General features: G+C 39.1%; 9 protein-coding genes. 7 read left to right on the top strand and 2 right to left on the bottom strand.

Going from position 1 to position 13754, the window contains the following annotated elements:
* Positions 1–12 precede the first annotated feature (12 nt).
* Positions 13–1737, bottom strand: coding sequence for a type IV secretory system conjugative DNA transfer family protein (locus tag LZG72_RS07950; protein ID WP_233869912.1), 1725 nt, complete (start codon positions 1735–1737; stop codon positions 13–15).
* 177 nt (positions 1738–1914) lie between these two features.
* Between LZG72_RS07950 and LZG72_RS07945 the strand changes: the two genes are divergently transcribed.
* From LZG72_RS07945 to LZG72_RS07925, 5 genes are all read left to right on the top strand, one after another.
* The gene (locus LZG72_RS07945; RefSeq protein WP_233869909.1) at positions 1915–2379 is read left to right on the top strand and encodes a plasmid mobilization protein; all 465 of its coding nucleotides are present in this window, start codon (positions 1915–1917) and stop codon (positions 2377–2379) included.
* A complete protein-coding gene (locus tag LZG72_RS07940) occupies positions 2357–3220 on the top strand; it encodes a relaxase/mobilization nuclease domain-containing protein (protein ID WP_233869906.1) in 864 nt (287 codons plus the stop codon). The genes LZG72_RS07945 and LZG72_RS07940 overlap by 23 nt, the downstream gene beginning before the upstream one ends.
* A gap of 258 nt (positions 3221–3478) precedes the next feature.
* Entirely contained in the window at positions 3479–7138 is a 3660-nt protein-coding gene (locus tag LZG72_RS07935) for an Eco57I restriction-modification methylase domain-containing protein (RefSeq protein WP_233869904.1), read from the top strand.
* A gap of 70 nt (positions 7139–7208) precedes the next feature.
* The gene (locus LZG72_RS07930; protein ID WP_233869901.1) at positions 7209–9260 is read left to right on the top strand and encodes an ATP-dependent endonuclease; all 2052 of its coding nucleotides are present in this window, start codon (positions 7209–7211) and stop codon (positions 9258–9260) included.
* Complete coding sequence (locus tag LZG72_RS07925; RefSeq protein ID WP_233869898.1) at positions 9257–11017, top strand: UvrD-helicase domain-containing protein; 1761 nt, start codon at positions 9257–9259, stop codon at positions 11015–11017. The genes LZG72_RS07930 and LZG72_RS07925 overlap by 4 nt, the downstream gene beginning before the upstream one ends.
* A gap of 27 nt (positions 11018–11044) precedes the next feature.
* Here the strand turns inward: LZG72_RS07925 and LZG72_RS07920 are convergent, their stop codons facing one another.
* Positions 11045–11524: a hypothetical protein gene (locus LZG72_RS07920; RefSeq protein ID WP_233869895.1), complete on the bottom strand. Its 480-nt coding sequence runs from the start codon at positions 11522–11524 to the stop codon at positions 11045–11047.
* Between the two features lie 409 nt (positions 11525–11933).
* Between LZG72_RS07920 and LZG72_RS07915 the strand changes: the two genes are divergently transcribed.
* A complete protein-coding gene (locus LZG72_RS07915; protein ID WP_233869892.1) occupies positions 11934–12371 on the top strand; it encodes a LexA family transcriptional regulator in 438 nt (145 codons plus the stop codon).
* Complete coding sequence (locus LZG72_RS07910) at positions 12349–13620, top strand: Y-family DNA polymerase (RefSeq protein WP_233869889.1); 1272 nt, start codon at positions 12349–12351, stop codon at positions 13618–13620. Before LZG72_RS07915 ends, LZG72_RS07910 begins: the two co-directional genes overlap by 23 nt.
* Positions 13621–13754 lie beyond the last annotated feature (134 nt).

Raw genomic sequence — 13754 nt, 5'->3', positions numbered from 1 at the left:
TCTCTATTAAATTTAAGATCGGAAGGGGTTTGGACTGGCATTACTGTTTATTTCCCAATACGGCACCTTACTAAGATGTGTGGGACGATCCATTCCTTTTACTTCCAATATAATATCCGGAAATGACATGACTTCTGAAGGTTCTAGTAGTGGTTTTTGAATTTCACGAGGACTTCCATCTGCATTATTACCAACAAAGCGTATATCAGAGGGCATACGTTTCGAAATATAATCTGCTGTAAAATTATCCCCTATCGCCAGATAATGCCGAATAATTGCATTATTAACAAAAGTTTCCCAACTATTTGGATAAAGATTTTTGAGCTGGGTCAAATCTTGCATGACAGGCCACAAAGTGACGTTATATCCGGCCAGAAAGCCCGCACCTTGCTCAAATTCCTTTAAGGTTCCCAATGTTGGAAATTCATCCATAAGAAGCACGACCTTCCTTGCAGGATTGTAGTATTTCGTTAATCCTCGCATTACAGAGCCGAAAAAGAGGCGAAGCCAGGTTTGGCATCTCTCTAAATCAGACGGACTTAAGCATACGAAGATTGCGGTTTTCCGGTGTGCAATGGTTTTAATGTCTAGATCTGACCCTGATACAGATTCACGAAGCTGTAAATCCTTAAATACATCCGTAGCATTGCGAACGGTTGAGTATATGCTTTCCACCGTTTTTCCGCCGTCATTGACTAATTGGCCAAATATTGCTGTTGCTTCATCTTTGACGTCACCGTCAAAAGATTCATTTTTGGACATTTGAAGCAATAATCCAGTTCGTTCAGATCCAGCCAAGCGAAGCCATTTGTATAATGTTCGAAAATTTTTCGGTTCAACGTTCTGAGTCATCATATGTCGGATATACAGTGAAATATATCCTCTCGCTGCCTGATCAAAATAGTCGTTAGAATGTGTAGTTGGAGGAATAAGGGCATAAGAAATCATATCAGCGTACTTGTCAAAATCGGGGTCATTGCCTGAGAATAAATCAAAAGGATTAAACCGCGCGTTCCCAAAGGAGGATATTTCTGGAATCAAGAACGGATTGACCGCAAGAACATCATAGCCTGATTTTCTTAGGTAGTTTCCCGCAACAGCTAGATTTTCCCCTTTGGGATCAAGTATAACGAAGGAGGACGCATCAGGTTCTTCAATTCCATCATTAAGCAGGGCGGGTAATATCAAGTTTACCCCTTTACCACCCCTGGAACCACCAATTGTCATGATGTGACCTTGGTTTTTCCAATAAAAGCCTGAGCCAATGTGCAAGTGGAAAGAGGTATCCGTTTCTACATCCCCAAGAGCTCTTCTCAATTGCTCTGGATTTGCCCAGCCTTTAACACCATAGGCTTTTTTAATTTCGACCTTCTTCTCTTCGTGGCTGAATTCGCCTGTATAGTAATTTATCCACTTGCCTAGATTGCGATTCATTAATATGGCAACTCCCAGGCTTCCAAAGGAAGCAATTCCGAACAGCCATATGTTATTTGAGAGTGTTGACCATCCAATGAAATAAATGAGTATAACAAATAACGTCAACATGTTAAGCAGACCATATGTTTTTGTGAACGATCCAATAGGAGAGTCATTTCTTTCAAGATAGTCTTTTATTGTGCCTCTTTTTCTTAAATTAAAGACCATCACTTCAATGTATCTTGGCAAAGTGCCCTTGATGGTATGATAAAAGTTGTAGCCGAAGAATGCTGCACAAAGCACGAATATAAAGTGGTACATAGAGGAGGGGATTGAGTAACTGAGTATCTGCAATTTAAGAATATGCCATTGTAACACAAATGTGAAATGACAATATTTTATCTTGTAATAATTTCATGTTTCTGATGGCCCTTTAATCCGTCATTTGGTGAAAAATGTGAACACTATGCAAGCAGTAGTTCCACAACAATAAACAAAATGATGCAAGACATGTTTCTGTATATCAGAAACGAGTCTTGGCAGGGGACAAATCCCCTGCACCCCTTCAACCAGATCATAACAAAATTAAAAATGGCACGACCAAGAAAGACTGACGGTCAATTGCGAAAAATCATGCGATTGATCCGTTTAACTGAATCCGAAGATCAGCTACTTGTGGAAAGGGCAGATGCAGCAGGGATGAACTTAAGTGACTTCATTAGAGCAATTTGCTTGAACCGGAAGTTTATTCCACATCCCAGATTAGGGGATGCGGAACTCTTGGTTTTCATTAGGGGTGAAATTGGCCGGACTGGAAACAACTTACAAAATCTGATTATAAGTTTAAGGGACACTCAAACTGCGTCAACAATTTTGGAGGCAAAAACTGTTATTGAGCAGCTTCAGGAAGTAAATACCGAGGTATTAAATATGTTACGGCATGGTCATTCGGGGAAAAAGTAGGGGGAACGGGAAGCAGTTAGCAGCTTATCTTCTTGCAAAAAGGGATAATGATATTCAGCCACTGGTTTTGCAAACTCGTGGTTTTGCTGATATCGATCCGGTTGCATCATTGGTTAACACTTCGTTGGACGTAGCACTTCTGAGTAAATCAACGAAGCCATTTTACCACTGTATTCTAAATCCACGCAAAAACGAAGCCCTGGATATGTCCCAGGATGACTGGGAGCAGGCCGCCAATATCCTGGAGAAATGGATGCAGTTTGATGAATTACCTCGGTTGATGGTTTTGCATACAAAAAATGGTCGAACTCACTTACATGTTGTTTGGTCGCGGTTCGATTATCAAACTTCCAAACTGCGGGCTGATAAATACAATTATTATAAGCACAATTCGGCTCGCGCTGATTTAGAAATTAAGTTTGACCATAATCGCACGAGTCTCAAGCGCAACAAAGATTTGGAACCCTGGCATAAAGAGCAGCTGACCAATCTTTGGAAACTAACGGACAACGCTTCGGATTTTGTTGCAAGCGCAAAGGCTTCTGGATACGAGATAGGGCAAGGGCTTGATAGAAGGCCATACCGAGCCATTACGCCTGAGGGTAAAAGTATAGATTTAATTCGAAATCTTGAAGGATACAAAAAGCGAGACTTTGAAGCCAGATTTAACGGATATGTTCTTCCAACCGAAGCAGCTGCCCTGAGAATGCATCATCAACGTTTTGGGACATATATAGAAATTTTACCTGAACAAAAAAACACTCAGAGTGTCTTCGAAAGCTTACAAAAACAACTCGACGAGATGAAACAACAAAGGCGGAATAGGCAAATGGAATATTAGTTGGCTAACGTAACCGACAGTTATTCAGTCTACTGTTATTAAGTAATCCTAGGATTACACCGTAGGAGCGGTAAAGACCTTGTAAAAGCGACTTTACTGTATAGAGGGAAGAATACTTCTTGAAGGGATTCTTAGCCACCCGTTTAATAAACTTTTCACGTAAATACGGCTTACTGATTGAATAAACGGGATATTGCAATAATCCTTGTTTACTAGTACATTAAATGTACTCGGTAGGCTACAACAAGAATGAATTTTATGATCGTTTTACCACGCGAACCAAGAGTTTCTTTGAATAAATCTTTCCTAAAGGTAAAACCTAACAGAAAAGATATTGAAAAATTCAAACTACACTTAATTCACCTCCTGGACAGTATTAATGAAAAAGAAAGTGAAGAGCATCACAAATTTATAATTTCTAAATTCTTAGAAAAAACATATTATGATGGAAAACATTATATTAATACAAAGGACAGGAAAGATTTAGTAATTCATCTGGAAGATAACAAAAGTCCGGTTGCAGTTATTATAGAAGCAAAAAAGCCTACGAATAAAAATGAAATGCTTAAGGTTACCAATCTAAATACGAAAGCCTTTCATGAGCTACTTTTATATTATTTGCGCGAAAGAATAACGCTTAATAACATTTCATTAAAATATATTGTTGCTACTAATATATATGAGTGGTTTATTTTTGATGCAAAAACATTTGAAAAAGCCTTTGCTGAGGATCATGATCTTGTCGGACAATTTAAGAATTTCGAAGAGAAGCGTCTAGTAAATAATAATACCGAATTTTTCTACAAGTCTATCGCAGCACCCGCAATAGACAAATTTTTATCTGGATTATCAAAAGCCGGAAAAGAAGTTTATTACACTCATTTCGATGTTAGCAAATATGATAAGATCCTTCGTAATAATAACCCAGATGATGATAATAAGCTGATTGCCCTATATAAAATATTCTCGCCTGAGCATTTACTAAAACAACCCTTTAAAAATGATAGCAATAGCCTCGATAAAGGGTTTTATGGAGAATTATTACATATCATAGGCCTCACGGAGGTAAGTGATGGTGGTAAGAAATTAATAGATCGAAAGGAGGAGAGTAAACGGGATAACGGATCTCTTATTGAGAATACTATCCATTTATTGGAGTCTCTTAATAAGTTAAAACGTCTAGATAAACCAAGTCTTTTTGGTGCAAATAATGTCGAGAGGTATTTCAATGTTGGTCTTGAATTGTCGATCACCTGGATTAATCGTGTTCTTTTTCTGAAATTGCTTGAAGCTCAACTATTAACTTATAATAAAGGCGATAACGATTTTAAATTTTTAAATAGTGACCGGATCAAAAGTTATGATGAATTAGATAGTCTTTTCTTTGATGTCTTGGCAATGAGAGTTGAGCATAGAGAGGACGTTTACAAGAAGCCTTTTAGTAAAGTCCCATACCTCAACAGTTCCCTATTTGTACCAACTGAGCTGGAGCAGCGATGTTTTTCTATTAGTCAATTGAAAGACAATAAAGAAATTCCAATATTTTCAAAAACAGTTTTAAAAGACAGCAATGGTCAGAGAAAATCTGGCAAGATGAAAACTTTGGACTATCTATTTACATTCCTCGACAGCTTTGATTTCAGTAGCGAAGGATCCGAGGCAATCCAAGAGGAAAATAAGACCTTGATCAACGCTTCAGTACTAGGACTTATTTTTGAAAAAATTAATGGTTATAAAGATGGGTCATTCTTTACACCTGGATTTATAACAATGTACATGTGTCGGGAAACCATCCGCGGAGCTGTATTGCAAAAATTCTATGATGCTAAAGGGTGGGAATGTAAAACTATCGATCAATTGTATGATAAAATTACCGATAAAAAGGAAGCTAACGCAATCATTAATAGTCTGAGGATCTGTGATCCAGCGGTCGGCTCAGGACATTTTCTGGTATCTGCCCTGAATGAGATAATAGCGTTAAAGTCCGACTTGAAAATTTTGATGGATAAGGATGGTCGGACTTTAAGAGACTATCAAATTGAAGTTGATAATGATGAACTTTCAATTCATTCCGATGGAATTCTCTTTGAATACAGTTCGAGAAACCCTGAGAGCCAGCGCGTTCAAGAAACACTCTTCAATGAAAAAAAGACGATTATTGAGAATTGTCTTTTCGGTGTCGATATAAATTCTAATTCGGTTAAAATTTGCCGGCTTAGGTTGTGGATTGAATTACTAAAAAGTGCCTACTACAAGGCAGATCGAGATTTTAGCGAGCTTGAGACCTTGCCTAATATCGACATCAATATTAAATGTGGAAACTCGTTGATAAGCAGAAATCAGCTGGGTACTGATTTGAGTCATGCTTTAAAAAAAGCAAAGATTACGATATCAAGTTACAAACAGGCCGTCCAAAACTACCAACATGCTCAGTCTAAGGAAGAGCGTGATGATATGGAGGACTTGATATCTACGATTAAGAATAATTTCCGTACAGAGATTAGTAATAGTGACCCTAAGGTCAGAAAATTGCGATCTAAAAGAGGAGAGTTAGATAATATCCTCAATCAGCGCATCCTTTTTGAATTGTCCAAAGCAGAAGAGAAAAGTAAGAATTTGCTTGTTCTAAAACTTCAAAATGAGGTCGATAAGCTTGAGACGGAAATAGATGAAATAAAGTCCAATAAGATTTTTGAGAACGCTTTTGAATGGCTTTTTGAATTTCCTGAGGTTCTTGACGAGAAGGGGAAGTTTGTTGGATTTGATATCGTTATCGCTAATCCTCCTTATGGAGTGGATTTTAGTGATGGTGAAAAAGCCTATCTTAAGTCGATTTTCCCGATTTCTAGTATTGGAAAAATGGATTCGTATAAATTGTTTTATGAACAATCCTTCAGACTTTTAAAGAAGAATTATTTTCAGGCTTTCATAGCACCTAATACGTTTTTATATAATGTTCAGTCGAAGAGCCTTCGTTCATCCATTATTGCCAACACAACTATTAAAAAAGCCGTTGAACTGAGAAAGAATATTTTTGAAGATGCCCCGGACGTTGTGACGGTTATTTTAATTCTTAAATATTCCAGAAATGATTCATACAATTTTCCAGTAAAAGTAGCCTTCCCAAATGTTAAATATACAGATATTGACGGTAGCAAGTGGATGATCGACCAGAATATCCCCATATCAACATTTGCCCAGGACGAGGAAAAGAAAATTAACTTGCGACGTGATTTTCGGTTGGATTTTATTCTAACTAAGATGAATACTTATCCGCGACTTGATGATCAGTTCCTACTTAAACAGGGTACTAAACCATATGGCGAGAAAGACAATAAGGAAAAGTTGCTTTTGTCAAAAACTGATAAAGGATACCCTTGGGAACGCGCACTAAATGGTCGTAATCTAGCTCCGTTTAGTATAAATTGGGAGCACGATTTTGTGTTGAGGAGTACAGATTTACACTCTTGCTTGGAACAGAGCATCGTAAGTAGTCCAAAGATCTACTTTCAAAGAATGAGAAAAATTTCGCTGTTTCCTAGAATTGTTGCTGCCTACGATGATGAGACTTTTCACGGACTATACACTTGTTCTGTGATATATCCAAAAGCCAATGCGACATTGAATCTGAAATACGTCGTGGCACTGTTAAATTCCCATTTGATTAATATATGGTACAAAAACTATGATACAGATATAGAGATTAAGTTGGCTTCGGTCAAAAATATTCCCATTCCAATTATCTCCTCCGATTTACAGTCGCCTATTGTCAACTTGGTAGATATGATCATGCAATCTAAAAAGGTTGATGATACTGTAAATGCACTGAAGTACCAGGATGAACTGGATTGTTTAGTTTATGATATTTTCGGGTTAACGCCCGATGAGATTTTATTAGTTAAAAGTTTAACTGGCTAAGTACAAACTCGTTAAGTTACAGTTTTCAAATATTTAGGACATATTTTCTTCTTACCTTCCGGAAAACTTCATGAAAATCAAATCTGTTGATATAAAGAATTTTCGCCTACTGAAAGATGTAACGCTTTCGCTAGAAGACAGTACGACTGTGATTGTCGGAAGAAATAATTCTGGCAAGACGTCACTGACTGAAGTCTTTCGAAGATTGATTGGCGACAAAAATCCCTCTTTTTCATTATATGATTTTAGCATTCCCTCAATAAGTGGATTCAAAACTGCTTTAAAAAGAAAGTTAGAAGGTAAAGGGGATGCGGAAATCCGCGAAGTTATCCCATCCATTGAAATAAAGATTACGATTGAGTATCCGACTGACGCAGAGGATCTTGGTGCACTTGGAGATTTTGTTATAGATCTCGATATCAATTGTAACACAGCAGTAATTATAGTGCAGTATTCTCTCCGCGACGGGAAAATTGAGGCTCTTTTTGAGGGTATTCTTGACGAAAGTGCCTCGAGTGTTAAGGTCTTCATGAAATCCCTTAGTGATCGAATTCCCAGCCTCTTTGAAACCAAAATTTTAGCGCAAGATCCTAACGATCCATCCAACATTAGCTTGATGGAATATTCTAAGTTTAAATCCGTCATAAGTGCGGGCTTTATTAATGCCCAGAGAGGATTAGACGATATCACACATGCCGAAAAGGATGTGCTGGGGAAAGTTCTCGCTCAATTATTCAAGACTTCAAAATCGCAATCTGCCCCTGTGGATATGAAGGAAAGATCTGATGCCTTGCAAGTGATAATAGAAGAAATCCAGGCGAAAGTTGATACGGACTTCAATTCGCATTTGGACAAATTATTGCCCGCTCTGGCTTTATTTGGTTATCCAGGCCTTGCAGATCCTAATCTCAGCACCGAGACGACTTTGAACATCTCTAACATTTTAGATAGCCATACAAAGATACGGTACAAGCAGGGAGATGATTTATTTTTACCAGAAACGTATAACGGTCTTGGGTCGAGAAATCTGATTTACATCTTATTTCAGCTTTTTGAATTTTTTCGTGGGTATCAAAGCAGAACTTTGTCCAATAGTTTAGATATTATTTTTATTGAAGAGCCTGAGGCGCATTTGCATCCACAGATGCAGCAAATTTTTATAAAAAAACTGTATGAAATTGCAAATGAGTTTTCTGCTAAATTAAATGGTGGGAAACAATGGACAGTACAATTTGTGGTCACTACTCATTCTACCCACATCGCCAATGAAGCTGAATTTGAGGCAATAAGATATTTCCTCACATCTAATAACGAGCAACGGGAAACAACCGTTAAAGATCTTAGAAAGGAATTTAAGGCTAAGGAGTTAAAGGAAGACAAAGACTTTTTACACAAATACTTAACATTGACTAAGTGCGATCTTTACTTTGCTGATAAGGCAATTCTTATTGAAGGCACGGTTGAGCGAATAATGATCCCGCTACTAATACAAAAAAGCGACGCCGCAGATGCTAAGAACCCGCCATTAGGAGTACAATATGTTACGACAATTGAGGTTGGAGGAGCATATGCACATCATTTTTACAAGTTTTTGGACTTTTTAGAACTTAGATCTCTAATAATCACCGACATAGATTCAGTTTTTAAAACAGTGAAGGAAAAGACTACTACATATGATAGTTCCTTGGTTGCTGCTGGATCCCACACATCAAATGCTGGAATAAAAAACTGGTTTTCCAAGGGTACTGATGGTCATTACGGCTTATCTGAATGCGTTGCGAAAACTTCAGAAGAGAAGGTCGCTGGATCAAGAAGAATTGCTTATCAAATACCGGAGAATGGTGAGAAGGGCACTGGCCGTAGTTTTGAGGAGGCGTTAATTTTAGCAAATCGAAAACATTTTGGTATCACGGACGGTTTGCCCGGAACAATAGAAAAGTTAGCTGAGGACTTAGCACCGGACAATAAAGGAAAAACGGAATTTGCTCTCAAGTACGCCCTGATTGATACAGGATGGGTCGCCCCGAGGTATATTGTTGAAGGATTACAATGGTTAGCCAAAAAACCAAACAAACCGTCTGATGTAGTGGAAGAAGCAATTATTGAATTAAGAGATAAATGATGTCTGAAATTGAAGTCAATCCTGCGGAGCTTGCCTCGGTAGAGTGTCTTGCCAAGGTTTACAAAGCAATTGATGAGAAGAAAAACTTTCTTGTTGAGGCCGGAGCCGGTGCTGGAAAAACGTATACCCTTATTAAGGCGTTAAAGTACTTGATTGGTAAATATGATACGACATACGAAAAGACTGGCAAGAAAATCGCCTGTATTACCTATACAAATGTGGCTAAGGATGAGATCAGGTCTAGGACTGACAATCACCCAATTGTACTTGCCGATACCATTCATGCATTTGCATGGGAAGTCATACAAGGATTTCAAAGTGCTTTGCGTGAGAGAATGGGTGATTTGGGCGATAAATGGGTAGATCGTATTGCCGATGCTGGCGGAATAACCCACCAACAGGTTATCTATAACCTAGGTTATCCAAAAATAACAGACAACGAAATATTTCTTCATCATAATGACGTGATAAAACTATTCACATCTTTATTACAAGACGGAAAGTTTCGAAGAATATTTTCAGGCAAGTATCCCATTGTCTTAATTGATGAGTATCAAGATACAAATAAGGCATTAGCGGATGCACTTGTGAGAAATTTTATTGAACCTGCAAGTGGTTCTCTCATTGGGTTCTTCGGTGATCACTGGCAAAAAATTTATGGGACCGATTCCTGCGGGTTAATTCAGGCTACTGCCGGAAAGTTAGTCCTCATTGGAAAACAGGCAAATTTCCGTTCAGATAGGAATATTGTAGAAGTGCTAAATCGGATGCGTCCAGAGTTGAAACAATTTGAATATGAGCCGGCGTCATCTGGTGATGTTGTCGCTTTTCATACAAATAATTGGGTTGGAGTGCGTCGTACTGGCGCTCATTGGAACGGTGATTTACCCGAGGATGTCGCACATGAATTCTTGGAAACAACCAAGAAAAAACTGACAGCAGAAGGGTGGGATATATCGTCTAAAACGACGAAAGTTCTTATGCTTACAAATAATGTCCTAGCATCGGAGCAGGGTTATCAGAATATTGCCAGAACTTTCTCCGAAAATGATGACTATCTCAAAAAGAACGATGATTATATTTCATTCTTGTCAGATGTTGTAGAAATCGGCTCGGATGCCTTTCAGCAACGTAGATATGGTGCGATGATTGAAGCATTTAGAATAAATACTACCCGCATACGCAAACATGCGGACAAGCAAACTTGGCACGATTGTATGATACAATTGAATGCCGCTCGCCAAAATGGAACGGTTGGGACAGTTATAGATTTACTTAAAGTTACAAATAAGCCAAGGTTGCCGAGAAAATTAGAAGAAAAAGAACAACGTTTCGCGAGCATAAATAACATACCTGAGGCAGACCTTGAAGACGGCGACAGAAGTTTTGCAACAAAAATTCAGAACATACGATCAATCCCGTATCCTGAGATCTCAAATTTGACCAAGTATATTGATGACAAAACTCTTTATTCGACGAAGCATGGAGTTAAGGGCGCTGAGTTTGAAAATGTGATCGTTGTGTTAGGACGAGGATGGAATCAATATAATTGGAACCAGTTTCTAGAATTGGTACAATCCGGAAACATTACAGATGCAAATCGAGATGCATACGAACGAAATCGAAATTTGTTCTATGTTGCTTGTTCAAGGCCAAGGAAACGGTTATGCGTTTTATTCACCCAACAATTATCGCCAAATGCCTTACTCGCACTTGAGGGTTGGTTTGGAAAGGTAATTTCACCGATTGAACTGTGAATTCTTAGCACCCATTCGGCTGCTTATTTATTTTAAAAGAATTGCTAAAATTAACTTAAGACCGGCGAGCGCGAACCTAAGTAAATCATTATCTCTTGCATCAATCGGATCTTTCCCAGCATGTGTGATATTGCATCGAATTTGATAAAGGACTGCTGCGAAATGAGAAAGCCGCTTAACAGCGGTGCTATTCGGGTCATTAATGATTTGTAGATCAGCGGTAGTTGTCGATCGGAATTTTGGATCGGCAGCGCCTAGGAACAAATTACCCGGCGGGAGATAGGTAAAATAATTGATTTCGTTTGGCAAAGCCGCTAATATTCCTGCAGCGGAGTCTTCAGCGATATTTGCGAATACCGTGTTCATAACACGTAGTCTTTCACTTTTGCCAGGCATTCCATTATAGCAGGCGTTAAAACTTCTCCACTCACGAGAATATTCATCGAAAAGAGGATTTTCTTGTCTAAGTCTACGGGCTAACTCAACCTGTTTATTTGAAAGTGCCATACTGTCGCCTCCTTAGATATATTATTCAAAGCAATTTATAGAGAATTAATCTCAGATGATACCGTACAAGTCCTGGTTGTTACTTTTTGTCATGTATTTCCTGGTCAATGTGTGTACGGGCGGAACACCAAACGCAAATCCTGCACAAATTTAGTGCATTATGAATACCCAAAGGGTCAGATGAATTGTACGGATATTAATGGGGTCCGGGGCATAATTGGGGGCACCTAGAACAATTATCCATTCAACTAATAAACAATTCAACTACTTGGGAAGGAAATGGCGATGCGACATCCGATTTGAGGCGACTTATTCCAAAGGATTAAATATCCGTTTTAATTCCTACACTTAGCAATATGTTCTCATTTTGTTCTTGCTTTTTAGGAAAAGAATCATAATCCTAATAGTTATGATCCACTCATCCGACTTCCACAGCCAAACGATTCCCTTATCCATGTCCAAGGTCTCTGCGGGCTTTCCTTCGCCAGCTGATGACTATCTGGACCATGATTTAAATTTGCACGAATTTTTAGTAACAAAACCTGCAGCTACTTTTCTGGTCAGAGCGAAGGGGAAGTCCATGCGAGGAATTGGCATTTATGATAACGATGTGCTTGTCATTGATAGATCAGAAAAGGCAGTTGATCGTAGTGTCATCATTGCTTGTATTGACGGCGAATGTCTAGTCAAAAGGCTTCGCATTGACCCGAATGGCGTGTGGCTTGAAGCTGCGCATCCTCAGTATCCTCCTATTCATATTGGCGAACACTTAGATTTTGCTATCTGGGGAGTGGTCATCGGCGTGGTTCGTAAACACTGGGAGAATGGTCGTGTTCGCTTTGATTGATGGAAATAACTTCTACGCCTCCTGTGAACGTGTTTTCAATCCTAGGCTTGAAGGAAAGCCAATTGTTGTACTCTCAAATAATGACGGATGTATCATTGCGAGAAGCGGTGAGGCAAAGGCATTAGGAATACCAATGGGTGTTCCTCTGCATAAAGTTAAATCCATTATAACTGCGAACGGCGTAAAGGTTTTTTCAAGTAACTACACTTTGTATGGCGACATGTCTGCAAGAATGATGCAAACCTTGGGAGAGTTTTCACCTGAAATGGAGATATACTCAATTGATGAGTGCTTCCTTAGTTTGTCAGGATTCGATCACTTTAATCTTAATGATTATGGGCAATTGATCAAAAAGACGGTGAGGCAGAATGTTGGTATACCCTGCGGCGTCGGAATTGGCAGTACGAAGACGCTTGCGAAAATTGCAAACAAGATTGCCAAGAAGTATCCGGAGTATGGCGGGGTGTTTTTTATCAACAGCCCTGAAAAGAGAATTGAAGTTCTCAAAACAATTGGTGTTGATGACGTATGGGGAGTTGGAAGAAAATATCTAGCAAAGCTGAATGCCGTTGGGATACACACAGCATATGACCTCTCAACAGTACGCAAGGATTGGGCTCAAAAAAACCTGGGAGGTATTGTTGGCGTTCGGTTAGTCCACGAGTTAAATGGTCTTTCCTGCTTACCGCTTGAATTAATTCAAGAGCCTAAGAAAAATATCGCTGCCACCAGGGCATTTGGCAAAATTGTTACATCAAAAGATGAACTAGCAGAAGCTTTGTCAGTCTACACGGCGCGGGGTGCAGCTAAGCTTCGCGCAGAAGGGTCGATAGCCAAGCAGATATCCTACTTCATCCATAGCAACCCCTTCAGCAAAACTTACCCATACTTTTCAACTGGTCAGTCGATAACACTACCAGTCGCAACTAGTAATACATGCAAGCTGACATCAGCTGTTTTAAGATCGCTTGAAAAGACATTTCGCCCAGGAATTCGTTATCACAAAGCCGGAATTATGCTCTCATTCCTAAGACCGGAAGATTCAGTTCAGGACGATCTGTTCAGTTGTGGAGATTCGGAACGAGCGAAAGTGCTAATGCAGACTTTGGATAAACTCAATAACCGGTATGGACGCGAGACGGTGGTATTAGGCAGTGCAGGTTTTAAGAGGGACTGGGGGACGAGGGTTGATAATAGATCACCCCAGTACACAACATCTTGGACTGACTTAATGCCGGTGAGGGGTTAAATGTGCAAATCCAAGTGAATAAGAAATCAGCTAATTCACGACGGACTGGAACGAACTACTAATAGTGAAGGCATGATTTGGTTTAATTGCGATTCGTTTTTTATTTTAGCTTGTAATTAGCTGACCTTCAGGCC

This window comes from Dyadobacter sp. CY323 (assembly GCF_021390245.1).
GTDB lineage: Bacteria > Bacteroidota > Bacteroidia > Cytophagales > Spirosomataceae > Dyadobacter.
This window is presented reverse-complemented; position numbering and strand designations above follow the sequence as displayed.

Excerpts from the sequence above, each read along its gene's own strand:
- LZG72_RS07915 (WP_233869892.1), top strand. The coding sequence starts at position 11,934 with ATGATCCACTCATCCGACTTCCACAGCCAAACGATTCCCTTATCCATG.
- LZG72_RS07945 (WP_233869909.1), top strand. The coding sequence starts at position 1,915 with ATGATGCAAGACATGTTTCTGTATATCAGAAACGAGTCTTGGCAGGGG.
- LZG72_RS07920 (WP_233869895.1), bottom strand. The coding sequence starts at position 11,524 with ATGGCACTTTCAAATAAACAGGTTGAGTTAGCCCGTAGACTTAGACAA.
- LZG72_RS07910 (WP_233869889.1), top strand. The coding sequence starts at position 12,349 with ATGGTCGTGTTCGCTTTGATTGATGGAAATAACTTCTACGCCTCCTGT.
- LZG72_RS07950 (WP_233869912.1), bottom strand. The coding sequence starts at position 1,737 with ATGTACCACTTTATATTCGTGCTTTGTGCAGCATTCTTCGGCTACAAC.
- LZG72_RS07930 (WP_233869901.1), top strand. The coding sequence starts at position 7,209 with ATGAAAATCAAATCTGTTGATATAAAGAATTTTCGCCTACTGAAAGAT.
- LZG72_RS07940 (WP_233869906.1), top strand. The coding sequence starts at position 2,357 with ATGGTCATTCGGGGAAAAAGTAGGGGGAACGGGAAGCAGTTAGCAGCT.
- LZG72_RS07935 (WP_233869904.1), top strand. The coding sequence starts at position 3,479 with ATGATCGTTTTACCACGCGAACCAAGAGTTTCTTTGAATAAATCTTTC.
- LZG72_RS07925 (WP_233869898.1), top strand. The coding sequence starts at position 9,257 with ATGATGTCTGAAATTGAAGTCAATCCTGCGGAGCTTGCCTCGGTAGAG.